Source organism: Kitasatospora sp. NPDC058184, from assembly GCF_042883725.1.
In the GTDB taxonomy this organism is placed as follows: domain Bacteria; phylum Actinomycetota; class Actinomycetes; order Streptomycetales; family Streptomycetaceae; genus Kitasatospora.
The window spans coordinates 304,688-326,663 of sequence record NZ_JBHVVE010000001.1 but is presented as its reverse complement, the minus strand read 5'-3'; the positions used below and the strand labels follow the sequence as shown (position 1 = coordinate 326,663).

25 protein-coding genes are annotated in these 21,976 nt (G+C 73.9%); 13 read left to right on the top strand and 12 right to left on the bottom strand.

All coding sequences use genetic code 11. The features are described 5' to 3' along the window. The first annotated feature begins 41 nt into the window (after positions 1-41). The gene (locus tag ACFVXH_RS01480; RefSeq protein WP_387819530.1) at positions 42-2,339 is read left to right on the top strand and encodes an MMPL family transporter; all 2,298 of its coding nucleotides are present in this window, start codon (positions 42-44) and stop codon (positions 2,337-2,339) included. On the opposite strand, the gene ACFVXH_RS01475 is transcribed toward ACFVXH_RS01480, so the two are convergent. Continuing rightward, positions 2,322-2,753, bottom strand: a complete 432-nt coding sequence (locus ACFVXH_RS01475; protein ID WP_387819528.1) for a MarR family winged helix-turn-helix transcriptional regulator — start codon at positions 2,751-2,753, stop codon at positions 2,322-2,324. The two genes, ACFVXH_RS01480 and ACFVXH_RS01475, sit on opposite strands and share 18 nt — an antisense overlap. Positions 2,754-2,815: 62 nt before the next feature. On the opposite strand from ACFVXH_RS01475, the gene ACFVXH_RS01470 reads away from it, so the two are divergent. The 3 genes from ACFVXH_RS01470 (at position 2,816) to ACFVXH_RS01460 (ending at position 4,923) form a co-directional block, all read left to right on the top strand. Then, positions 2,816-3,457, top strand: coding sequence for an MBL fold metallo-hydrolase (locus ACFVXH_RS01470; protein ID WP_117487381.1), 642 nt, complete (start codon positions 2,816-2,818; stop codon positions 3,455-3,457). A 145-nt stretch (positions 3,458-3,602) separates the two neighbouring features. After that, positions 3,603-4,202 carry a dephospho-CoA kinase gene (gene coaE, locus ACFVXH_RS01465; protein WP_387819526.1) on the top strand — a complete coding sequence of 200 codons (600 nt, stop codon included), beginning with the start codon at positions 3,603-3,605 and terminating at the stop codon, positions 4,200-4,202. A 121-nt stretch (positions 4,203-4,323) separates the two neighbouring features. Beyond that, positions 4,324-4,923, top strand: a complete 600-nt coding sequence (locus ACFVXH_RS01460) for a GNAT family N-acetyltransferase (protein WP_387819524.1) — start codon at positions 4,324-4,326, stop codon at positions 4,921-4,923. A gap of 41 nt (positions 4,924-4,964) precedes the next feature. On the opposite strand, the gene ACFVXH_RS01455 is transcribed toward ACFVXH_RS01460, so the two are convergent. Beyond that, the gene (locus tag ACFVXH_RS01455) at positions 4,965-5,720 is read right to left on the bottom strand and encodes a hypothetical protein (RefSeq protein WP_387819522.1); all 756 of its coding nucleotides are present in this window, start codon (positions 5,718-5,720) and stop codon (positions 4,965-4,967) included. Positions 5,721-5,799: 79 nt separating this feature from the next. Here ACFVXH_RS01455 and ACFVXH_RS01450 point away from each other — a divergent pair, with 79 nt between their 5' ends. The 3 genes from ACFVXH_RS01450 (at position 5,800) to ACFVXH_RS01440 (ending at position 8,072) form a co-directional block, all read left to right on the top strand. Further along, on the top strand, positions 5,800-6,690 hold the full coding sequence (locus tag ACFVXH_RS01450) for a LysR family transcriptional regulator (protein ID WP_387819872.1): 891 nt from the start codon (positions 5,800-5,802) through the stop codon (positions 6,688-6,690). Positions 6,691-6,750: 60 nt separating this feature from the next. Further along, the gene (locus ACFVXH_RS01445; protein WP_387819520.1) at positions 6,751-7,311 is read left to right on the top strand and encodes a GNAT family N-acetyltransferase; all 561 of its coding nucleotides are present in this window, start codon (positions 6,751-6,753) and stop codon (positions 7,309-7,311) included. A 203-nt stretch (positions 7,312-7,514) separates the two neighbouring features. Next, positions 7,515-8,072, top strand: coding sequence for a hypothetical protein (locus tag ACFVXH_RS01440; protein ID WP_049658561.1), 558 nt, complete (start codon positions 7,515-7,517; stop codon positions 8,070-8,072). Between the two features lie 99 nt (positions 8,073-8,171). Here ACFVXH_RS01440 and ACFVXH_RS01435 read toward each other — a convergent pair whose 3' ends face one another. From ACFVXH_RS01435 to ACFVXH_RS01425, 3 genes are all read right to left on the bottom strand, one after another. After that, entirely contained in the window at positions 8,172-8,936 is a 765-nt protein-coding gene (locus tag ACFVXH_RS01435) for a hypothetical protein (protein ID WP_049658563.1), read from the bottom strand. Between the two features lie 588 nt (positions 8,937-9,524). Then, positions 9,525-10,784, bottom strand: a complete 1,260-nt coding sequence (locus ACFVXH_RS01430) for an alpha/beta hydrolase (protein ID WP_387819518.1) — start codon at positions 10,782-10,784, stop codon at positions 9,525-9,527. Positions 10,785-10,820: 36 nt separating this feature from the next. Continuing rightward, a complete protein-coding gene (locus tag ACFVXH_RS01425) occupies positions 10,821-11,540 on the bottom strand; it encodes a class I SAM-dependent methyltransferase (RefSeq protein ID WP_387819516.1) in 720 nt (239 codons plus the stop codon). Positions 11,541-11,861: 321 nt separating this feature from the next. Here ACFVXH_RS01425 and ACFVXH_RS01420 point away from each other — a divergent pair, with 321 nt between their 5' ends. After that, positions 11,862-12,623: a hypothetical protein gene (locus tag ACFVXH_RS01420; RefSeq protein ID WP_387819514.1), complete on the top strand. Its 762-nt coding sequence runs from the start codon at positions 11,862-11,864 to the stop codon at positions 12,621-12,623. A 50-nt stretch (positions 12,624-12,673) separates the two neighbouring features. On the opposite strand, the gene ACFVXH_RS01415 is transcribed toward ACFVXH_RS01420, so the two are convergent. From ACFVXH_RS01415 to ACFVXH_RS01395, 5 genes are all read right to left on the bottom strand, one after another. Next, positions 12,674-13,858, bottom strand: a complete 1,185-nt coding sequence (locus ACFVXH_RS01415; RefSeq protein ID WP_387819512.1) for a methyltransferase domain-containing protein — start codon at positions 13,856-13,858, stop codon at positions 12,674-12,676. A gap of 368 nt (positions 13,859-14,226) precedes the next feature. Beyond that, positions 14,227-15,075 carry a helix-turn-helix domain-containing protein gene (locus tag ACFVXH_RS01410; RefSeq protein WP_380738750.1) on the bottom strand — a complete coding sequence of 283 codons (849 nt, stop codon included), beginning with the start codon at positions 15,073-15,075 and terminating at the stop codon, positions 14,227-14,229. Positions 15,076-15,104: 29 nt separating this feature from the next. After that, positions 15,105-15,632, bottom strand: coding sequence for a DUF6879 family protein (locus ACFVXH_RS01405; RefSeq protein WP_380738748.1), 528 nt, complete (start codon positions 15,630-15,632; stop codon positions 15,105-15,107). Further along, a complete protein-coding gene (locus ACFVXH_RS01400) occupies positions 15,586-15,867 on the bottom strand; it encodes a hypothetical protein (protein WP_380738746.1) in 282 nt (93 codons plus the stop codon). Before ACFVXH_RS01400 ends, ACFVXH_RS01405 begins: the two co-directional genes overlap by 47 nt. A 361-nt stretch (positions 15,868-16,228) precedes the next feature. After that, positions 16,229-16,711, bottom strand: coding sequence for an SRPBCC family protein (locus tag ACFVXH_RS01395; RefSeq protein WP_387819509.1), 483 nt, complete (start codon positions 16,709-16,711; stop codon positions 16,229-16,231). A gap of 65 nt (positions 16,712-16,776) precedes the next feature. Here ACFVXH_RS01395 and ACFVXH_RS01390 point away from each other — a divergent pair, with 65 nt between their 5' ends. The 3 genes from ACFVXH_RS01390 (at position 16,777) to ACFVXH_RS01380 (ending at position 18,643) form a co-directional block, all read left to right on the top strand. Then, positions 16,777-17,367: a TetR/AcrR family transcriptional regulator gene (locus ACFVXH_RS01390; protein ID WP_380780254.1), complete on the top strand. Its 591-nt coding sequence runs from the start codon at positions 16,777-16,779 to the stop codon at positions 17,365-17,367. Positions 17,368-17,376: 9 nt separating this feature from the next. After that, positions 17,377-17,997, top strand: a complete 621-nt coding sequence (locus ACFVXH_RS01385) for a formylglycine-generating enzyme family protein (RefSeq protein WP_387819507.1) — start codon at positions 17,377-17,379, stop codon at positions 17,995-17,997. 124 nt (positions 17,998-18,121) lie between these two features. Beyond that, positions 18,122-18,643, top strand: a complete 522-nt coding sequence (locus ACFVXH_RS01380; protein WP_074000991.1) for a GNAT family N-acetyltransferase — start codon at positions 18,122-18,124, stop codon at positions 18,641-18,643. A 30-nt stretch (positions 18,644-18,673) separates the two neighbouring features. Here ACFVXH_RS01380 and ACFVXH_RS01375 read toward each other — a convergent pair whose 3' ends face one another. Continuing rightward, a complete protein-coding gene (locus ACFVXH_RS01375) occupies positions 18,674-19,597 on the bottom strand; it encodes a phosphotransferase family protein (RefSeq protein WP_387819505.1) in 924 nt (307 codons plus the stop codon). 81 nt (positions 19,598-19,678) lie between these two features. Then, entirely contained in the window at positions 19,679-20,227 is a 549-nt protein-coding gene (soxR, locus tag ACFVXH_RS01370) for a redox-sensitive transcriptional activator SoxR (protein WP_387819503.1), read from the bottom strand. Between the two features lie 57 nt (positions 20,228-20,284). Between soxR and ACFVXH_RS01365 the strand changes: the two genes are divergently transcribed. Beyond that, positions 20,285-20,998 (top strand): thiamine pyrophosphate-dependent enzyme, encoded by a 714-nt coding sequence (locus ACFVXH_RS01365; RefSeq protein WP_049654931.1) that lies wholly within the window; start codon positions 20,285-20,287, stop codon positions 20,996-20,998. Between the two features lie 64 nt (positions 20,999-21,062). Continuing rightward, entirely contained in the window at positions 21,063-21,956 is an 894-nt protein-coding gene (locus tag ACFVXH_RS01360; protein WP_049654926.1) for a transketolase family protein, read from the top strand. The last annotated feature ends 20 nt before the right edge of the window (positions 21,957-21,976 follow it).

Genomic DNA, 21,976 nt, shown 5'->3' with positions numbered 1-21,976 from the left:
GGTTGCCCCTAGATTGAGGGGAGCCGCCCGAAAGGCTCCTCATGCGCACTCCCTCTCCCGCCGCCCCCACCGCCGTGGTCGGCGGCAGGCTCGCGGCCGTCGGCCGGTTCTGCTTCCGTCACCGCCGTTGGGTGCTCGGCCTGTGGGCCGTCGTCCTGGTGGTCGGCGTCCTGATCGGGGGCCGGGTCTTCGAGGGCTCGGTGGCCGGGGCCTCCTCCGCCAGCGCCGAGGCCGACCGGGGCGGTGCGGTGGTCGCCGCCGCCGACCCGGCCAAGGGCACCGTCACCGCCGTGGTGGACGGCCGGCCGGTGGACGATCCGCAGGTGAGGGCCGCCGTCGAGCGGGCCACCGCCGAGATCGCCGCCCTGCCCGGGGTCTCCTCCGCCCTCGACGCGTACGGCACCGGACCGGCGCCGGCCGCGCTGCGCTCCGCCGACGGGACGGCGAGCCTGGTCACCGTACGGATGGCCGATACCGCGAGCACCGCCCAGACCGACGCCGTCACCCAGCGGCTCGCCGCGCTGAACGGGGCGGGCGGCGCCCACGTCACGGTCGGCGGGGACCTGGTGCTCCAGCAGGAGGTCAAGAAGCAGACCGAGAAGGACACCCGGTTCGGCGAGCTGGTGACGCTGCCGCTCACGCTGATCGTCATGGTGCTGGTCTTCGGCGGGCTGGCGGCGGCCGCGCTGCCGGCGATCGGGGCGGTCGCCTCGGTGGGCGGCGCGCTGCTGGCGATGTTCGGGTTCAGCCGGATCATGGACATCGACACCAGCGTGCTGCCGATCGCCACGGTGCTGGGGCTCGGGCTCTCGATCGACTACGCGCTGCTCATGGTGAATCGTTTCCGCGAGGAACGCGGCCACGGCGCGGACATCGCCGCCGCCGTCGAACGGACCGCGGCGACCGCCGGACGCACCGTGGCCTTCTCCGGACTGACCGTCGCCGTCGCCCTCTCCGGTCTGTTCGTCTTCACCAGCCCGGTGCTCGGCGCGGTGGCCGCGGCCGGGGTGAGCGTCGTGGTGATCGCCGTCGCCGCCGCGCTGACCCTGATCCCCGCCCTGCTCGGCTTCGCCGGCGCGCGGATCAAGGCGCCCGCGGCGCCCGTGGCCGACGAGGGGTTCTTCAGCCGGACCGTGCGCCGGGTGCGCAAGCGGGCGGTCCTGGTCACGCTCGCCTCGGTGGCCCTGCTGCTGGCGGCCGGGGCGCCGTTCCTCCACGCCGAGATGCGCAGCTCCGGCGCCGCCGTCCTGCCCGCCTCCTCGGCCGGGCGGCAGGTCGCCGAGACGATCGACCAGCGCTTCCCGCAGGCCTCGGCCGCGCCGATCACCGTGGTGGTCGAGGGCGGGGCGCCGGTGGCGCAGGCGTACGCGGACGAGGTGGTCGCCAAGCTGCCCGGGGTGAGCGGGGTGCGGGCCGTGTCGCCGGTGGGCGACGCGGTCTCCACGATCGACGTCCTGGTGCCCGGGGACCCGCAGGGCGGGCAGGCCAAGCGGGTGGTCGAGGAGCTGCGGGCCGACCGCGGCGGGCTGACCACCTACGTCACCGGCGGTGCGGCCTCGGTGGTGGACTTCCAGGACGAGCTGCTCTCGCGCGGACCGTGGGCGCTGGGCCTGGTCGCGGCCGGGACGCTGGTGCTGCTCTTCCTGATGACCGGCTCGGTGGTGATGCCGGTCAAGGCGCTGCTGATGAACCTGCTCTCGCTGGGCGCCTCGCTCGGCGCGCTCACCCTGGTGTTCCAGGACGGCTGGTTCAGCGGGCTGCTCGGGTTCAGCCCGACCGGCGGGCTGGAGACCTTCATACCGGTGCTGGTCTTCGCCTTCGCCTTCGGGCTGTCGATGGACTACGAGGTGTTCCTGCTCGCCCGGATCAGGGAGCTGACCCTGCGCGGGCACGACTGCGTCCGGGCGGTGGAGCTGGGCGTGCAGCGCAGCGGTCGGATCATCACCTCGGCGGCGCTGCTGATGGTGATCGTCTTCGCCGGGTTCGCGCTCGGGGACATGCTGATGGTCAAGCAGATGGGCATCGCGCTGGCCGTCGCCGTCGCGGTGGACGCCACCCTGGTGCGGTGCCTGCTGGTGCCCGCCGCGATGAGCCTGTTCGGCGAGTTCAACTGGTGGGCGCCCGCCCCGCTGCGGCGGCTGCACCGGCGGTTCGGGCTGAGCGAGCACGTCGACCTGCCGGAGATCGGGGCGGCGGACGTCCCGGCGCCGCGGCCGGTGGTGCCGGCGGCGGAGACCGGGTCGGCGGAGAGCGGGTCGGCGGTGGTCCCGGCGCCGAGGCCGGCCGACGGGGAGGCGGCGGCCCGCGACGGCCTGGTGGGCTCAGCCCAGCCGGCGTAGCAGGTCGACCGCCGCGCGGAGCCGCTCCCGTTCGGCGGGGTCGAGGCGGGACTCGATGGCGGTGGCGATCCGGTGTTCGCGGCGGGCGCGCTGGTCGAGCAGGGCGGCGCGGCCGGCCCCGGTGGCGGTGACGAGCAGCTTGCGGCCGTCGGTGGGGTGGGGCTGTTGGACGACCAGTCCGGCCTCGGTCATCAGCGCGACGGTGCGGGCCATCGACTGGTGGCGGACCCGCTGGAGGGCGGCGAGTTCGGCGACCGTGCAGGAGCGTTCGTCGCGGACCAGCAGGCCGAGGACGGCGGCCTGGTTCTGCGGCAGTTCGTCGCTGTCGCGCAGGGAGCGGACCAGGCTGCCGAGGGCGGCGCGCAGGTCGGCGGCGAGTTCCAGGGTGTCCGGGTGCGGGGCTTCGCTGGTCATGGGGGAAGTCTATCGGCAAAATGTCCAGCACTGCTGTACAGCCTTGCTGTAGGGTTTCGAGCATGCGAATCACCAAGTTCGGACATGCCTGCGTACGCGTCGAGCACGGCGGCAGCACGGTCGTCGTCGACCCCGGGAGCTTCACCGACCCCGCCGCCCTGGCCGGGGCGGACGCCGTCCTGATCACCCACGAGCACATGGACCACTTCGAGGAGTCCCGGCTGCGCGCCGCGCTGGAGGCCGACCCGGCGCTGCGGGTGTGGACCAACCGGGCCGTCGCCGACCAGCTGGACGGCGTGGCGCAGCGGGTCGGCGTGGTCGGCGAGGGCGACGCCTTCGAGGTCGGCGGGCTCGGCGTCTCGGTGCACGGCGAGTGGCACGCGGAGATCCACCGGGACCTCCCGCCGGTGCGGAACATCGGCTTCCTCTTCGACGGCCGGCTGTTCCACCCCGGCGACGCGTTCACCGTGCCGCCGCACGCCGTGGAGACCCTGCTGCTGCCGATCGCGGCCCCCTGGAGCAAGGCCTCCGAGGTGGTCGACTACGTCCGGGAAGCCTCGCCGCGCCGGGCGGTGCCGGTGCACGAGGCGGTGCTCAGCCCGATCGGGCTCGCCGTGCAGACCCGGCTGGTCGGGCCGGACGGGCCGGGGACGGGTGCGGAGCTGTTGGTGCTGGGGGAGGGCGAGAGCCTGGAGCTGGGCTGACCGGGCCTGTGCTCGACCGGATCCGGGCTTCGCCGGGCCTGTTCGGATCGGAGCCGGGCCTGTTTGGATCGGAGCCGGGCCGACCGGGCCTGGGCCGGCCGGGCCTCTGCTGACGGGTTCGAGGGGGCACCGGTAGCCTGACGCCATGCTGAAGATCGGACTGACGGGCGGCATCGGTGCGGGCAAGAGCGAGGTGTCCCGGCTGTTCGCCGCGCACGGCGCGGTGATCGTGGACTCCGACGTGATCGCCCGCGAGGTGGTCGCCCCCGGAACGGACGGTCTGGCGGCCGTGGTCGCCGAGTTCGGACCGGGGGTGCTGCGGGAGGACGGCTCGCTGGACCGTCCGGCGCTCGGCGCGGTCGTGTTCGCCGACCCGGAGCGGCTGAAGGCGCTGAACGCGATCGTCCACCCGCTGGTGCGGACCCGCTCCGCCGAGCTGGAGGCGGCGGCCGCGCCGGACGCGGTCGTGGTGCACGACGTGCCGCTGCTGGCCGAGAACGGCCTGGCGCCGCTGTTCGACCTGGTCGTGGTGGTGGACGCGGCCGACGACGTGCGGCTGGACCGGCTGGTGCGGCTGCGCGGGATGGCCGAGGAGGAGGCCCGGGCCCGGATGGCCGCGCAGGCTTCCCGGGACGGGCGGCTGGCGATCGCGGACCTGGTGATCGACAACGGCTGCGGCCTGGCGGAGCTGGAGGCGCGGGTGGCCGAGGTCTGGGCGGAGCTGGTGCGGCGCGCGGCGGCCTGACGCCGGGTCGGCGCCCGCGGGCCGATCGGGGTGGCCGTCCGCCGGCGGACCGGGTGGCCGGCGGACCGAGTGGCCGGGAAGGGACTGGTGGAAGGCTCCGGCGGGAGGGGAGCATGGCGGAATGGATGATCGTTTCTCGCCCGCGCCGCCGCTCGCCGGACAGCCTCCCGCCGGACAGTCTCCCGCCGAACAGCCGCTCGTCGGAGCGCCCGTGGTCGAACGGATCGCGCAGTACGGCCGCGCCGAGCAGGCTGAGATCCTCGGCCCCGGGGACGACCCGTACGGCGTCGCGTACACGGGGCTGACCTTCCGCCCCAAGGAGATCCACTTCGGCGTCCGGGCCGCCGACGGCCGGCTCGTCGCCCACACCGGACTGGTGCCGCTGCCGCTCACCGTGGGCGGCACCGACCTCGCCGTGATGGGCGTCGGCGGGGTCTGCGTCGCGCCCGACCGGCGCCACGGCGGCCTCGCGCAGGCCGTGGTCGGGGCCGCCCTCGACCACGCGCGCACGCTCGGCCACCGGTACGCGCTGCTGTTCTGCCGCCCGCCGCTGGCCGCGTTCTACCGGGGGCTCGGCTTCCGGGAGGTGGCCGAGCGGGTGACGGTGGAACAGCCGGAGGGGAGGCTGGCGGAGATGCCGCTGCGCACCATGTGGGCGCCGCTGGCCGTCGGGGCCGGGTGGCCGGAGGGGCCGGTGCGGCTGCGGTCGCTGCCGATGTGAGACGCGCTCGCGCATGAGGCGCGCTCAGGTGCGGGGCTTGATCAGGCCGTTGTGACCGTTGTGACCGTCGCGGCCGGGGTGCCCGCGTCCGCGTCCGCGTGCGCCACGGCGGCGCCGGCCAGGGCACGGATCATGGGGTGCGCCCGGGTGCCGTCGCCGGACAGCTCGGGCTGGAAGAGCGAGGCCAGGAAGAACGGGTGGCCGGGCAGTTCCAGGACGCGCACCTCGCCCGACTCGTCCGCGCCGCTGAACCGCAGGCCGTGCGCGGCCAGCCGCTCCAGGTAGGCGCCGTTGAGGCCGTACGCGCAGTGGTAGCGCTCCAGGGTGCGGGTGGCGCCGAGGACCCGCTCGGCGAGGCTCCCCGGGGTGACGGTGACGGCCCCCTCGTGGCCGACCAGCGAACAGGCCAGCGGGACGATCACCTGCTGCTCCGCGTCCGGGTGGTCCTCGCCGTTCACGGCCCCGGCCAGGCCGCAGACGTTCCGGGCGTACTCCAGCACCGCGTGCTGGAACCCGGCGCAGGTGCCGAGGAAGGGGATGCCGCGCTCGCGGGCGGTCCGGACGGCGGCCAGCGCGCCGGCCTCGCTGCGGTACGGGCTGCCGGGCAGCAGCCAGACCGCGTCGAAGCCGTCCAGGGCGCCGGGCGCGGCGGCGTCCCCGGTCGGGATCCAGTAGGCGTCCAGGACGAGGTGGTCGTGCTCGGCGAGGGCGTCCAGCAGGCCGGGGATCCGGGCGTGCGAGCGGACGGCGGGGGAGCGGTCGCCGACGAGGGCGATCCGCGGGGTCTGATGCGTCATGCGGCTATCCTGACCCCGCACCCGAGATCAGCGCCAACGATGATTCCTTAAGCTTCGATCAGATCGGTTGATGTCCACCGTGGACCCGCAGCAGCTGCGCACCTTCGTCACCGTCGCCCGCCTCGCCTCCTTCTCGGAAGCGGCCCGGGAGCTCGGCTACACCCAGTCCGCGGTCTCCCAGCAGATCGCCGCGCTGGAGGCGGACCTCGGGACCGCGCTGCTGCTCCGCCGCCCGGTCGGCCCGACCGGGGCCGGGCAGCGGCTGCTGGAGCACGCCGCACCGCTGCTGGTCCGGCTGGAGGCGGCGCGCGCCGACGTCGCACGCCTGGCGGGCGCGCCGAACACCCGGCTGGTGCTCGGGGCCACCGCGCTGGCGGTCGGTGCGGCACTGGGGCGCGCACTCGGCGAGGTGCGCCGGGCGTACCCGAGGGTGGAACCGGTGGTCCGGGTCCTCGCCCAGGACGTGCTGCCCGCCCAGGTCGCCACCGGCGAGGTCGACCTCGCCCTGGTCGACGGACTGGCCGCGCCCAGCGACCCGCTGCCGCTGCCCGACGTCGGGCCGCTGCGCACCGTCGCGGTGGCCGAGCGGCCGGTCGCCGTCGCGCTGCCCGTCGGCCACCCGCTGGCCGGGCGCGCCGGCCTCGCGCTCGCCGACCTCTCCGCCGCCCGCTGGCTGGACGCCCCCGACCTCACCCCGCCCGCGGCCCGGCTGTGCGCGGCCGCGGGCGTCGACGGCTTCCGGCCGGCCACCCGCTACCAGGGCACCGACCTGCACGGACTGCTCGCGCTGGTGGCGGCCGGGCACGGGCTCACCCTGCTGCCCGAGCCGGTGCTCGACGCGGCGCCCGGGGTCGGGTACGCGCCGATCGCCGCGCCCCGGCTGGTGCACCGCACCGAACTCGTCCACGGCAGCCTGCCGGAGGGGCCGGCGGCGCTGCTGGCGCGGCTGCTGGAGTCGTCCCGGGGCTAGAGGTCTGCGGCCTTGGAAATCGGTTGCGCGGGCCAATGGTGCCGATGGAATGATCAGGCGATGAGCACCGGAATCATCATCAGACAGGTACGGGTCGAGGACTGGCAGCGGGCCCGGGACCTCCGCCTCGACGCGCTGCGGGACCCGGTCGCGGCCGTGGCCTTCCTGGAGGTCTACGAGCAGGCCGTCACCAAGCCCGACGAGTTCTGGCAGGACCGCACGACCCGTGCGGCGACGGACCCGCACGCGGCGCAGTTCATCGCGGAGGCCGAGGACGGGCGCTGGCTCGGCAGCATGACCGGGGTGGTCGAGCCGGCCGGCGGGAACGGCGCCCTGGAGGGCGACGTCGTCGAGGTCGACCAGGTGCACGTGGTCGGGGTGTTCGTCCGCGCGGAGGCGCGGGGCACCGGGCTGGCGCTCGACCTGATCCGGACCCTCCAGGAGTGGGCGTGGTCGCTCACCGGGCCCAGGATCGAGCGGGTGCGGCTGTTCGTCCACGAGGACAACCCCCGGGCCGAGGCGATGTACCGGAAGGCCGGCTTCGAGCCCTCCGGGGTGACGCTGCCGGCGCCCGACGGCCTGGCCGGCCGGGAGGTCGAGCTGGCGGTCCTGCGGGGCTGACCGCACGGCCGGGAGGCGGGGGCGGGGAGACGGGGGCGGGGCGCTCGCGCGGGGTCTTCGCACGGGGCGCTCGTCGGGGCGCGGTTGTGGAGACGCGGTCACCAGGCGTTCACGTCACGGATCTGACGGTGGTCGGCCGGGTGGTGCTGTCATGAGCACAGTCGCCCGGCGAGAGGCCGGGCCGGACCAGGAGTGCTTCCCCCATGATGCTCCGTCACCGTCTCACCGTCACCGCCTCGGCGGCCGCCCTCGCCGCCGCCGGGCTCGCCGCCGGCACCGCGCAGGCCGCCGCCCCGGCCCACGGCACCGCTCAGAAGGCCCGTACGCTCGCGGCGAGTTGTTCGCAGGCGTACCTGCCGCTGCCCGACCCGTCCTGCACCCCCGGTGCGTACAACCCGGACGTCACCCAGGCGACCATCGGCCAGACCATCTGCGTCTCCGGCTGGACCGCCACCGTCCGCCCGCCGACCAGCTACACCAACGCGCTGAAGGTGCAGCAGATCGCGGCCTACGGCTACGCGGACACCAGCACGGCGGACTACGAGGAGGACCACCTCGTCCCGCTGGAGCTCGGCGGCGCCCCGCGCGACCCGGCCAACCTGTGGCCCGAGCCGCGCTACGGCAGCCAGCCGGCGCAGAGCAAGGACTCCGTCGAGACCAAGCTCAAGAACGCGGTCTGCGGCGGCCGGGCCGGCCTCGACGACGCGCGCGCCGCGATCGCGAAGGACTGGACCACCGCGCTCAGCGTCCTGGGGCTGTGAGCCCGGGCCTGATCTGATCGGGCCGCCCGGTCCGCCCGGTCCGTCCGAGCCCGTTCCCGTTCTCGGGAGGGGTCGGGCGGACCGGGCGCGCGCCGGACGTCAGCGCCCGTCGCAGCCGGGGAGCGCCTCGCACATCGCCGCCGTCATGCCGGTGCCGACGGCCTTGTCCTCGGGGGCCTTCCAGGCGTCCTTGGGCTGGGCACCGGCCTTGGTGGTGGCCCAGACGGCCAGCTCGCTGACCGTGCCGCCGTCGCCGACCACGTACTCGTGCAGGGTGACGGTGCCGCCGTCGGCCTGCGGAACGGTCAGGACGGCGGCGAAGTACGGCGCGTCCGGGGCGCTTTCGACCTTCACGGTGGCGCCGGGCGCGGTCTTGGCACAGGACTTGAGCGCCTCCGCCAGGCGCGCCTCGGCCATGTTGGTGGACTGCTTGGCGGCGCTGCTGTGGACCGGGTCGCCGTGGAACAGCAGGGTCTGCTGGGCCGCCCAGCGGTCCCCGCCGAAGCCGACCTCGGACTTCGCGGCGGCGGTGCCCGTGAACAGCGGCTCGTCATCCTTGGCGATCGCGGCGCGGCACAGCTCCAGGCCCTTGAACTGGACCGGCCCGGAGACCTGCTTGGCGTTGGCCGCCAGCGGCGTGTAGTGGTAACTCTCGTCCATCGGGATGTTCTTGGTGTCCATCCAGGCCTTGTCCGGGATGCCCTTGTCGGAGCCGGCGGGCTTGGTGGGGTTGGTGCTGGGCGTGGGGGCCGCGGCGGGGAGGGCGGTCTGGCCGCCGTCCCCGTTGTCGGGCCCGCAGGCGCTGAGCGCGCCCAGGCAGACGAGGGCGGCGGCGGTGGCGGTGACGACTCTGGTGGTGCGCAACTGACGGTTCCTCGGGTGTCCGGTGGCGTGGAACGGGGTCGGCCGCGCACCGCCCTGCTGCCGGGGGCGAAGGACGGGGTCGGCCGCGGGCCGCTGGTGCGCGGCGCCGGCCGTCCGTCCTCGCCGCCCGCGCGACGCGCGGTCGCGGGCACTCGGCATGGCGGGCCTCCCCCTGTGCGTTAGGGCCGTCGGCTCCTCGGCCCGCCGCCCGCCTCGGAGATGAGGGGCGGTCAGGGTCGTGGCGGCGCATCGGCGGCGGTCGAAACCTATGCCACCGAACGGCCGCTCGCAAAGCCGGGTTCCGGCCGGAGGCCCGGATTCCCTTTGGGGTTGGTGGGTCCTGTGGGGCAGGTGGTGTCGGACGGCGGACGGCGTGCGGGGGATCCCCGGGGCGCGCGACCGGCACCGCGCGCGGGCCGGGTGCGGCACATCCGGGCTGGTGGGGGCGGGTGTGCCGGGCCCGGCGACCGGCGGCGGAGGGGTGCGCGATGTCAACACCCGGAGCTGAACCGCGCGACGGGCGGCGGCCGTCGAACGGGGAGGAGAGCACGTGCCGTAGTGCGGGTGTGCCGTTACGCGTGGGTGCCGTTACGCATGGGTGCCCGGGACGCCGAGCTGCTGGGCGAGCCAGGGGAGGGCCTGGGCGAAGGACGCGGCGCCGGTCTGCCAGGTGTGCCTGCCGGAGCCGACCACGTTCACGGTGCGGATGCCGTCCTTCCGGGCCGCCGCCTCCAGGGCCCTGGCGGAGTCGATCTGGCCGTGCTCCTCGTCGCCCTGGGCGAAGTAGCCGGAGACGCCCTGGTACTTGGGGTGGTGGGCGAGCACGGTCAGCGGGTCGTGGGCGGCCCAGGCCGCGGCGTCGCCCCCGTACAGCTCCTGGACGGTGTGGTCCTTGTCGCCGGTGGACGGGCCCTTGTCGCCGGAGAAGTCGCCGAAGTGGGTGAAGACGTTCGGGTGCTCGACGGTGAGGTCGACCGCGCAGGTGCCGCCCATCGACCAGCCGGCCACGCCCCACTTGTGCGGGTCGGTGGCGGCGTTGAAGGTCTTCTGGACGAACGGCGGGACGTCCTTGAGCAGATGGCTCTCGGCCTGGCCGTGCGGGCCGTCCACACACTCGGTGTCCACCCGGAAGCCGCCGGTGGCGTCCACGAACACCAGGATCGGGGCGAAGCCGTTGTGCCGGGCGGCGAAGGCGTCGGCGGTCTTCACGGCGTTGCCCGAGCGGATCCAGTTGTCGGGCGCCGCGAACTCGCCGCCGATCATCTCCAGGACGGGCAACTTGGGCCGGGTCTGGCTGCGGAACCAGGCGGGCGGCAGGTAGACCAGCTCCTGGCGGTGGGCGAAGCCGCTGGCGGTGTCCGGTATGTCGACCTGGACGATGCGGCCCGTGCCCGTCCGGCCGTGGATCGACTTCAGCTCGTCCAGGGTGATCTGCTCCGGCAGCGGCTGCCCGCCGAGCTCGCCGATCGCGTCGTCCAGCGTCGGGTAGTAGCCGGTGGCGATGTTCACGCTGTTCGCCGCGCAGAACAGCGCCAGCAGCACGGTCGGTGCCACCAGTGCCCGGCGCCACCACCGCGCGCCGCTCCAGCCGAAGCCGAGCACGCACAGCGCCGCCACCGCCACCCCGCTCCACAGCCAGACCCCGAACGGGACCGGGTCGGTGATCCCGCCCAGCGTCAGCACGGCGACGGCGCCGGCCGCGGTGAGCGCCAGCGCCGTCCCGAGCGCGACCGGCCCCCGCCTCCGCAGCCACGCCCGCTCCCGTCGGGCGGCGGTGGCCAGGAGCAGCGCGAGGGCCGCCGCCTGGACCGTCCACGGGAACCAGCCGTCGAGCAGGGAGACGTTCATAGGGCCGGAGGCTAGGGGCGGAGGATGAGAGGCTGGTTAGAGGCTGGCAGTTCGCTGGAAGAGAGCTGTGAGGAGGAAGGGGACGCCGAAGGCCTCGGAATCCGGGCCGTGCGCCGCCATCGGGCGGATCTCCAGCGGCTCGAACTCGCGGAACAGCGACCGCAGTTCGGCCGGCGAGTAGGCCAGCCCGCCCTCCAGCGAGCCGAGCCGGTAGAGCTCCTCGTCGGGCCGCTCGGAGCCCATCGCCCCGGCCGCGAAGGCGGTGACGGCGAAGTGCCCGCCCGGGGCGAGGACGCGGTCCAGGAGGGCCAGGTAGCCGACCCGGCGGTGCGGCGGCAGGTGGTGCAGGCAGCCGGAGTCGTAGACCAGGTCGTAGGAGTCACAAGGGAGTTGGACCTCGAAGATGCTCGCCCGGTGGAAGCGCGGGCGGGCTCCGGGGCCGGCCTCGCGGGCACGCTCCTCGGCCCAGGCGAGGGCGGTGGCGGAGAGGTCGACGGCGTCCACCTCGAAGCCGAGCGAGGCCAGGTGGATCGCGTTGCGGCCGGTGCCGCAGCCCAGGTCGAGCACCCGGCCGGGGGCCGGCGGCAGCAGGCCGCGGTCCAGGTAGGAGACCAGGTTCTCGTCCGGCTTCGGCGCGAAGAACGGGCGCTCGGCGGACCGGTCCTCGTAGAACCGGTCCCAGAACGGTTCGGCCGGCCGGAAGAAGCCGTCGAGGAGGGCGAGGACGTCTTCGGTGGTGCGGATCGTACGGTTCATACGGCCGAGCGTAGGACGCTCGGGGGGTGGGCGCGATCGCGGCAAAAGCCGCTGGGTGGCGGGCTGTTGGGGGCTTCCCTGTCTTGGTGTGGACGGGTGCCTCGGGGGCGTGGAGGAGGGCGGCGTCGCTGTCGCCGGAGGCCGGGACGGGCCGTTTCCGTCGGGCGGGGAGAGGCCCCGGGGAGGGGGCCGACATCACGCTTCGATCAAGGATTCCCGGCGGGGATTCCCAGGCTTCCGCCAGTGAGGTGGTGTACGTTCGAAAAGTTTTGCCCGCTCCACGCTCCGCCCGCCATGCCCGCCGCTCACCCGGAAGACCAAGTGCCTGCTGTGATACAGCCGACGACCGCCCAGACCCACGAAGCCCGACCTACCCGCCCCTCCCGCCGGAGGCGGGCGACCGCCCTCGCCGCCGCCGCGCTGGCCGCCACCCTCCTCGCGGCCGGGTGCAAGGCCTCGGCCGACGAGACGTCGTCGGCGGCGACGCCGATTCCGATCCCGAGTGTGATCGGAATGCACGGGGACAAGGCCAAGGACACCCTCCAGCAGCCGGACGCCCGGGCCGCCAAGACCGTGACGTTCCAGGACGTCCACGCGGGCGAGTCCCACACGCGGTCGGTCCTCATGCCGAGCCACTGGAAGGTCTGCTCCCAGGAGCCGGCCGCCGGGGAACCCTCGGCGAAGGACACGACGGTGACGCTGTCCGTGGTGAAGAACGAGGAGGACTGCCCGGGCGGCGCCGCGCCCGCCCCGGCGGACCCGGCCCCGGCCCCGGTCTCCCCGACCGCGACCGCCCCGGCCGAGCCGGCGGCACCGAGTGCCCCTCCGGCGGCCCCCGCCCCGGCCGCCCCTGCTGCCCCCGCTCCCGCCGCCCCGCCAGCCCCGGCCCCGACGCACGCCCCGCCCGCGCCGCAGCCCGCCGCACCCTCGGAGCACCAGGCGTCAGCCTGCACCACGGATTCCAAGGGCAACTGCATAGTCCGGGGTCGCATCTGCCCCAACAGCGCCCACGGCGACACCGGCAGCGACGCCAACGGCCGTGCTCTCACCTGCCGGGACAACAACGGCTGGCGCTGGGAGTAGCCACCCGACCAGCCGGGGCGGTTTGTCGGCCGCCCCGGCTCGGTCGCGCGCTACGGCACCCGGCCGACGACGGCGGTCGGCTCGTCGAGGAAGACGAGCTGTTCCTCGCCGGTGATGCGGAGCCCGAACCGGTCCGGTCCCGGCCGGTTCTGCTTCTCCCACCAGGCGTGGGCGTCCTCGATCTCGGTCCAGAGGCGGCGCGGGCCGTACTGCCGGACGGCGAAGCGGTCCTCCTGCCGGTCGTCGTGGTCGACGGCGGCCCACGAGCGCGCGTCCGTCGTGGCCACCCAGAGCCGGGAGGCCACTCCTTCGGCATCAGGCTCGTGCTGCCAGGCCGTCCACACGTCGCCGAGCTTCAGCCCGAGGGCGAACCGCGCGTCCAGGTCCTCGCCGCTCACCTGCCACGGTGAGAGCCGGGTGGTGGACTCCTCGGGTTCGTGGTTGTCGCGGACCACGTCCCGGAAGATGCGCAGGTCGATCCGCTGGCCGCGCATCAGCATGAACGAGGCGTCCGGGCTGAACCTCCCGGTCGCGCGCCCGCCTTCGACGGTGAGGGTGAGCAGTCCCCAGGAGAGCATCGGGCTCTCCCACGGCGTCACGATGGTGCCGCCGGGGCGGGTCTGCTCGATCCACGCCGTCGGCACCCGGCTGACCGAGCAGGTGGAGACGACCCGGTCGTACGGCTGCCGCCGGGCCCAACCAAGGGCTCCGTCCCCGCAGGCGACCTCCACGTCCACGCCCGCCGCGTTCAGGGACGAGTGGGCCCGCCAGGTGACCGCGGGGTCGATCTCGATCGAGACGACACGGCCGGGACCGGCCCGGTGCGCGAGCAGAGCCGCGTTCCAGCCGGTGCCGGTGCCGACCTCCAGGACGGTCTGGCCGGGGCGGACATCGAGTGCTTCGAGCATTCGCACGACCATCGCTGGTGAGGACGCCGAGGACGACGGCCAGGCGTCGGAGCCGTCGGTCGGCTCCTCGCCGTCATTGACCTGGGTGACGACCGGAGCGTTGGCGTAGGCGGCCGCGAACCAGCGGTCGGGCTCGGAGCGGATGTCGCACGGTTCGAGGTCGCCGCTGTCGTCGGAGAGCCAGATCCGCTCCGGGAGGAAACGGTGGCGCGGGACCGCCGTGATGGCGTCCTTCCACTCCGACGGGACGGGACGGCCGAGCTCTTCGCTGATGGCCCGCAGCAGGCCGCGCGAGGCGGCCTGCTGCGGGTGGAGGCTCTCCGTCACTTGTCCTTCTTCTCGTGCTTCGGGGCGGGCGCCGGGCGCGAGGTGTCCTTCGACGGCTTGTCCTTGCCCGGGTCCTGGTCGCCCACGTGCTTCCCGGCCATCCCGATCGCGGGTCCTCCGTGGGGGTTGCTTCGGGTGTACAGCCCGGTGGGCCGGTACCGGTCCGGCGGACGCGGTGTCGTCGGCCTGGGCTCGGACTTCGGTTTCGGCTGCGGTGGGTCGGTGACCTGCAAGGCACTGCTCCGCTCAGCTCGTAGGAGTGACAAGGCCTCTCCTTGCGCTCGTGGACGCTCCGCATGGCGGAGCACTCATGACGCTACGGAGCAACAGATCGCTCTTTCAAAGAAGTTGCGCCATCTTGCGCCGATTCACCCGAGTGCGTCGATCGCCGAGGTGATGACCTGCCGAGCCTTCGTGCCGTAGACGGCCATTCCTGCCAGTGCGGTGTAGGTGCGCAGGTAATCGGCGATCTCGCGAGGTCGTGTGATGCGCAGATACCCGGAGGTCAGTTCGACGGCGACCTCGGCCTCGTCGAACATGTAGAAGTCCTCGACCGGAAGTTGGGATCGGTGGCAACCGGTGGGGATGATGCCCAGGCTGACGAAGGGGCTGGCGGACGCAGTGATGAGGTGGTCGAGTTGGTCCGCCATCGTCCTGGCGTCGCACACTGCGGCGCGGAGCACGTACTCTTCGACCAGCAGCCCGAATCGATGCCGGCCGGAGAACAGCATGCGCTGGCGGTCCAGCCGCGCCGCCACGGCCTCCTCGACGTCATCGACGGGCACTCGGTCGCGTTGGATCGAGCGCAGTACGGCAGCGGTGTAGTCGGTTGTCTGCACCATGCCGGGAATGACCCGGCTCGCGTACACACGGAAGACCTCGGTGCGCTGGTAGAGCGTGCCGACGGACTCCTGCGCGGCCCGCAGCCCGGCGTGCTCCATCCGACGCCACTCGGTGTACATCGATTCGACGGCGCGGGCGGTGGCGATGACGTCAGGGAGCTGCTCCTCGGCATCGCACGCAGTGCACCAGGCGCGGAGATCGTCCTCGGAGGGTGCGGACTTGCCGCTCTGGATACGACTGGTCTTGGCGGGGTGCCACCCGCACCGGGCAGAGAGCTCGTCGCCGGTGAGTCCGGCGTCCTTGCGGATCTCGGTCAGTCGATTGGCGAGGGCTTTGCGGGCCTCGACGACACTGGACGACGGGGACGACGACATGTGATGGACTGCCCGGTGCCGATGGTGAGTCAGACGGGATACCGCGCGTGTGGCGTAGCGCGATCCCACACCGCTTCGAACGCGGCGGTGACCTGCTTCACCGTGGCCGGGTCTTCGGTGAACTCGTGGCCGGCCCAGTCGCCGTCGCCGGTGAACCAGTGGAAGAGGACCAGGCGGTCATCGATCAGCCAAAGATCATTTCCAGGCAGTGAGAGATCGGACGCCAGGCGGCGGGGGAGCCAGCGCACGTGCTCGCCGAGGGCGATGTTGTGCCGTTCTGTGATGGCGTGTTCCCAACGGATGTAGTCGGTGACGGGTTCGGAGACGATCCGGGCACGACGCATGATCACGCCCCGGGCCACGGTCTCCTTCACCAGCTCAGCCCAGGCCTGGTACTCCTCGGGAAGCTCGTAGGCGTCGGGGCGGTCGACCGGTAGCCCCGCGCGCCAGTCGGCGAAGACCGGGTCGTCCGCATAGGAGTCCCGCATCTCCAGGTGGACTGCCGAGCGCTCAGCGCTCCGCAGCAGGGCGCCAAAGTCCGGCACGTTCTGCGTCATCGCACACCTTCCGCAAAGCCGGAATCATCCGAACAGGGATACGGACGACGCCCTCGTGGTCCGGGATGCCGACGGGGTGATCAGGAACCCACTCGGTCTCGCTGATGGTGCGGAGCGTGTCCGTGGAGGGGAGCAGCCCCTGTACGACGATCTCCGCGGCTTCGTCTTCGAGCCAGACTGTCGGAGAGCCACCGTTCGGCGAGTCCGGGTCGATCCCGATGAAGCGAAGTGTCATGACTGCCCCTTCCGCGAAGTTGGCTGCAAGTCCGTGTGGGTAACACCGTGTCGTGACACCGCTACAGACGTCAAGTGAGGGTGGCCTCGTGTTCGGTACGAGGCCACCCGAAAACTGACGGTCGGATACCTGCTTGAAATTCGCAACCCAAGACACAACCCGCCTCGTGGCCGGGCGTTGAGCCCACGGTCCGGTTGGCGGTTGGACCGAGGTGGGCAGCCCCGCGTTGGGCGCGGGGCTGCTTGAGGAGACGGGGCACTGGGCGGTGGGAAACCGTGCCCGCGCACGCGTTCACGTGCGCGGGCAGGCAGGGGAAGCCAGGGCCGCCTCCGGCTTCGGGCCTCGGTCGGGCAGGCGCCGGTCAGTGGGGGATCAGGCGGTGCAGGAGGCGGACGTACGGGCTCCAGTGGGCGGGGTGGGGGACGGTGCCGCCGACCGACCGTACCGCCCGGTCGAGGCAGTCCTCCAGGAGGGCGTCGTGCAGCCAGCGGAAGGCGAGGGGCCAGGCGAGCAGGGCCGGGCCGTGCAGGCGCATGGCGATGGTGTGGCGGAGGACGGTGGTGTCGCCCGCCGGGTGGACGGTGAACTCGTGGTGGCCGTCGAAGCCGCGCGGGCCGTCGAAGCGGAAGCGCACCCACTGGCCCGGTGCGTAGTCGGAGACGGTGTAGCGGACCGGGCCGTGGCCGCCGGTGGCGCCGGGGGTGAGCGGGCGGTCGAACCGCATCCGGGGCCAGCGCGGGCCCGGCCAGAGCCGGTCGTCCGGGCTCGCGAGGCTGTCGATGAGGGCGCCGACGGTCTCCGCCGGTGCCGGGACGGTGCGTTCGTGGATGTTGAGCACGGCCATGCCGGGGCTCCCCTCCTGGTTTTGGATGATCCCCTCCAATTGAATTGGAGAGTACTCTCTACTACATGCCCAGGCCACCCCGCCATGACGAATCCGCCCTCCTCGACGCCGCCGTACGGCTCGCGGCCGCCGGTGGGCCGGCCGCCGTCACGATGTCCGCCGTCGCCCGGGAGAGCGGTGCGCCCAACGGCTCCGTCTACCACCGATTCCCCCAACGGGCCGCCCTGCTGGCCGAGTTGTGGCTGCGGACGGTCGAGGAGTTCCAGGGCGCCTGCCTGCCCGCCATCGACGCGCACGAGGAGCCGCACCTCGCGGCGGGCGCGCTCGCCCGGCAGGTCGTCGCCTGGTGCCGGGCCCACCGGGAGCGGGCCGTCGTCCTGCTGCACGGCCCGGAGGCCTTCGGTCGGGCGGAGTGGTCCGAGGAGCAGCGGCTGCGCGACCGGCAGGGCGGCCTCCGGGTGCGGGAGGCCCTGGCCGGGCTGGCCGGGCGGCTCGGCGCCGCCACGCCGCTGGACCTCGACCGGGTCACCCTGGCCGTCACCGGCCTGCCGCTCGCCGTCGTCCGCGGCCCCCTGCACGCGGGTGCGCCGCTGCCGCCGCACGCGGAGGAGCTGGCCGAGCAGTCCGCGATCGCCCTGCTGCGGGCCGCCCCCTAGGATCGGTGGATGATCACCGTTCCGGCCGGCCGCGTCACCCTCTCCGACCGTCGTACCCAGCGCAGTTGGGCCGTCGACGTGGCCGCGTACGAGCTGGCGGCCTGTCCGGTGACCCGTGAGCAGTACGAGGGGGCGAGCGGCGACCGGCGGCCCGCGCACAGCGTCTCCTGGTTCGACGCCGTCCACTACTGCAACGAGCTCTCCCGGCGCGAAGGCCTCGCCCCCGCCTACCGGGTGGACGGCGAGGAGGTCTCCTGGGACCGCGCCGCCGGCGGCTACCGGCTGCCCACCGAGGCCGAGTGGGAGCACGCCTGCCGCGCCGGTACGGACGGCCCGCGCTACGGCTCGCTGGACGAGATCGCCTGGCACCGCGGCAATTCGGACGAGCGGCCGCACCCGGTGGGCGAACTGCTCCCCAACGCCTACGGGTTGTACGACCTGCTCGGCAACGTCTGGGAGTGGTGCTGGGAGCGCTACGACCCCGAGGTGTACGGCGACTACCGCGTCCTGCGCGGCGGCGGCTGGTTCGACGAGCACTGGAGCTGCCGCGCCTCCGTCCGCCGCCGCAGCCACCCGACCCTGCGGATCGACGACGTCGGATTCCGGCTCGCCCGCTCGATCGTCCTGTGAAGGCGGCGCCGATGTCGTGCCCGGCGCGGTGAATCGCGAGGCGATGGGACGGACGCGGGGCAGGCGCGCGGAATTTCCGACGGAATGAGGAACCGGTGCCACCGGATCCTGCGTTGACGCCGACATGAGCGAAGAAAGCGTCACCCTGCGCCCGATGGTCGAGGCCGACCTCGGCGCCCTCGAGGAGCTGGTGAACGATCCGCAGGCGCTGGGTGAATTCCAGTGGTACGGCTGGCGGGACCCGCAGCGGCACCGTCGTCGCTGGGCGGCGAGCGGGCTGCTGGAGGACGAGCAGGTGATGCTCGCGGTCGTCGTCGATGGCGGGTTCGGCGGCTTCGTCGCCGCCAACCGCAGTGGGGTGCGGCCGTCCGCGCCGTACTGGAGTCTGGGTGTGCAGCTGGTGCCGGGCGCGCGCGGGCGGGGGATCGGTACCCGGGCCCAACGGCTGCTGGTGGACTACCTGTTCGCGCACTCGCCGGTGATGCGGCTGGAGGCGGACACCGAGGCGGGCAACCTGGCGGAGCAGCGCGTGCTGGAGAAGCTCGGCTTCACCCGGGAGGGCGTGCAGCGGGCGGTGACCTTCCGCGGCGGCGAGTGGCGCGACGTCGTCCGGTACAGCCTGTTGCGCACCGACCCGCGTCCCTGACCCGCGTCGCAAAACGTCCGCAAAACGTCCCTAGGAAACCCCGAACCACTCCTCGGCGAGGGCGTCCAGCGTCCGCGCCGAGGGCTTCAACTCCCGGAGGTACCACGGCAGGTTGCTGTAGACGTGGAGCAGCGTGTACGCCATCAGCAGGCGAGGGTCGACGGCGTGGCCGTAGGCGTCCAGCAGGTGGCCGAGCAGGTGCGGGTCGGCCCGGGTGGTGAAGAGGCCGACGGCGACCAGGTCGTAGGCCGGGTCGCCGATCATCGCGGGCTCGAAGTCGAGCAGGCCGGTGAGGCGCCAGTCGTCGGCCGGGTCGGTGAGCAGGTGCTCGCGCATGAACTCGGTGTGCAGCAGTGCGCGGCCGGGGGCGGTGGGGAGCGGGGCGGCGGCGAGGAAGTCCGGGATCTGCTCCAGCCACTCCTCGGCCAGCCCGCGCTCGCGCTGGCGGTCCACCGCGCCCGCCCGTTGGCGGGCCAGGAAGGCCGGCCAGTCGCCGGGGCCGAGGGTGTCGGCGAGTGGTTCGGGGTCGAGGGCGTGCAGGGCGGCGAGCGACTCGCCACAGCGGCGGGCGATCCGTTCGCGGTCGGGCCGCGGGATGCGCGGCCAGGCCGGGGCGAGGCCCTGCCCGGGCAGCCGGGACATCAGGAGGTAGCGCCAGCCGTTGGCGTCCTCGCCGGCCTGGTGGAGGGCCGGGGTGGGGATCGGCAGGGCGCCGTCCAGCCGGGTGAGCACGCGCTCCTCGACGATGGCGTCCCGGGCGCCGTCCGCCGGGAACAGCTTGAGCACGAGGGCGTCGCCGACCGCGTACACCGGGACGGAGCCTTCCGGGAAGCGTTCCAGGGGCAGGCCGGCGAGGCCCAGCCGGGCGCAGAGCGCCTCCGCGCCGGGGCGCATCACCGTCTCGTCGGGGACGACCGCGTCCCACTCCTCGTCCGTCAGCACCAAGGGCAGCACGGCGGCACCGTAAGCAGGCGGGCACCCGCAGCGCAAAGGCTTTTCAGCGCCCGCTCCGGCGGTCAGCGCCCGCTCCCGTGGTCAGTGCCCGCTCCGGCGGGTGCCGCAGGCCTCGACGGCCGGCGGGACCGGCTCGGGCCCGGTGTCCGGGTCGCGGGTGAGCAGGTAGCGGGCGCCGGGGCCGGCCTCGCCGGCGCGGTCGGCGGCGTTGTAGAGGGCGCAGCGGGTCAGCGAGAGGCAGCCGCAGCCGATGCAGCCGGTGAGCTTGGCCTTCAGCCGCTCCAGTTCGGCGATCTGCTCGTCGATCCGGCTCTGCCAGGACCCGGCGACCCGGTCCCACTCGGTGCCGCTGGGGGCCGGGCGTTCGGGAAGGCGGTCGAGGGCGACCCGGGCCTCGTCCAGGGAGAGGCCGACCCGCTGGGCGGCGCGGATGAAGGCGATCCGGCGCAGCGTGCCGCGGGTGTAGCGGCGCTGGCCGCCGGTGGTGCGGGTGGCCTGGATCAGGTCGAGGCTCTCGTAGTAGCGCAGCGCGGAGGGGGCGAGGCCGCTGCGGTCGGCGAGTTGGCCGATGGTGAGCAGGTCGGTGTGGTGCGGGCCGGGGGTCCGACGGCCGTCGGAATGGGCGGTCATGGGAGCCCACTGTAACCGCTTGACCTCAAGCTGGCTTTAAGTTGCACCATCGTGGTCATGACGACGAACGCGACTGCGGGCACCGCCACCGGGGCCCGGTTCGAGGACCTTTCGGCCCTGATGGGCCTGATGACCGGCGACGAGAAGCACGGCCCCGCCGCCACCTCCACCCTGGACGCGCTCTGGGTGCTGTACGACCGGGTGCTGCGGGTCACCCCCGCCACCGCCGAGGCCCAGGACCGGGACCGCTTCCTGCTCTCCAAGGGCCACGGCCCGATGGCCTACTACGCGGTGCTGGCGGCCAAGGGCTTCATCTCCCCGGAGGTGCTGCCGAGCTTCGGCGGCTACGACTCGCCGCTCGGCCACCACCCGGACCGCACGCTGGTCCCCGGCGTGGAGATCGCCTCCGGCTCGCTCGGGCACGGCCTGCCGCTGGCCGTCGGCACCGCGCTCGGGCTGCGGGCGCAGGGCCTGACCGACCCGGCGGTGTGGGTGCTGGTCGGCGACGCGGAGTTCGACGAGGGCTCCAACGCCGAGGCGGTGGCCTTCGCCGGGGCGTACGGACTGGACCGGCTGCACGTGGTGGTGATCGACAACTCCTCGGCCACGCACGGCTGGCAGGGCGGCCTCGCCCAGCGGTTCGCGGCCGAGGGCTGGTCGACCGCGACGGTGGACGGCCGCGACCACGAGGCGCTGCACCGCGCCTACACCGCCGAGCACCCGGGCCGCCCGCACGTGGTGGTCGCCCGGGTCGAGCCCAAGGACTCCTGAGCGGGCGGCCCGCCCCCGCCGGACCCGACCACCGACCACCCCCGCAACGAAAGGCACTTCACCGATGGACACCATGCGCGACCGCTTCGTGGACGTCACCACCCGCCTGCTGGACGAGGACCCCCGGCTGGCCGTGGTGCTCGCCGACATCACCGCGGCCGCCTTCGCCCCGGCCCAGGAGCGCCACCCGGACCGGGTCGTCAACGTCGGCATCCGCGAGCAGCTGCTGGTCGGCGCGGCCGGCGGCCTGGCCCTCACCGGGATGCGCCCGATCGCCCACACCTTCGCCAGCTTCCTGATCGAGCGGCCCTTCGAGCAGGTCAAGCTGGACCTCGTCCACCAGGGCGTCGGCGCCGTGCTGGTGAGCGCGGCGGGCTCGTACGACTGGCCGGCCGGCGGCCGCACCCACATGTCCCCGGGCGACGTCGCCCTGCTGGACACCCTGCCGGACTGGACGGTCCACGTCCCCGGCCACCCGGACGAGGCCGAGCGGCTGCTGCGCCACGCCTACGCGGACGGCGACCGCAACGTCTACGTGCGGCTCTCGGGGCACCAGAACGCGGCCGCGGTGCCGGTCGAGCCGGGCCGCTTCGCCACCGTCCGGACGGGCTCGCGCGGCGTGGTGCTCGCCGTTGGGCCGATGCTGGACGCGGTGCTCGCGGCCACCGGGGGCCTGGACGTCACCGTGCTGTACGCGGCGACGGTGCGCCCCTTCGACGCCGCCGGGCTGCGCGCGGCGCTGGGCGACCGGGCGGACGTGGTGCTGGTCGAGCCGTACCTGGCGGGCACCTCCGCCAACGAGGCGCACGCGGCGCTCGCCGACCGTCCGCACCGGGTGCTGGGCCTGGGCGTGCCGCGCGAGGAGCACCGGCACTACGGCTCGATCGAGGAGCACCTGGCCGCCTACGGCCTGGACGCCCCGTCGCTGCGGGAGCGGATCGGCACCTTCCTCTGGTAGCCGGCCGGGTGAGCCGGTCA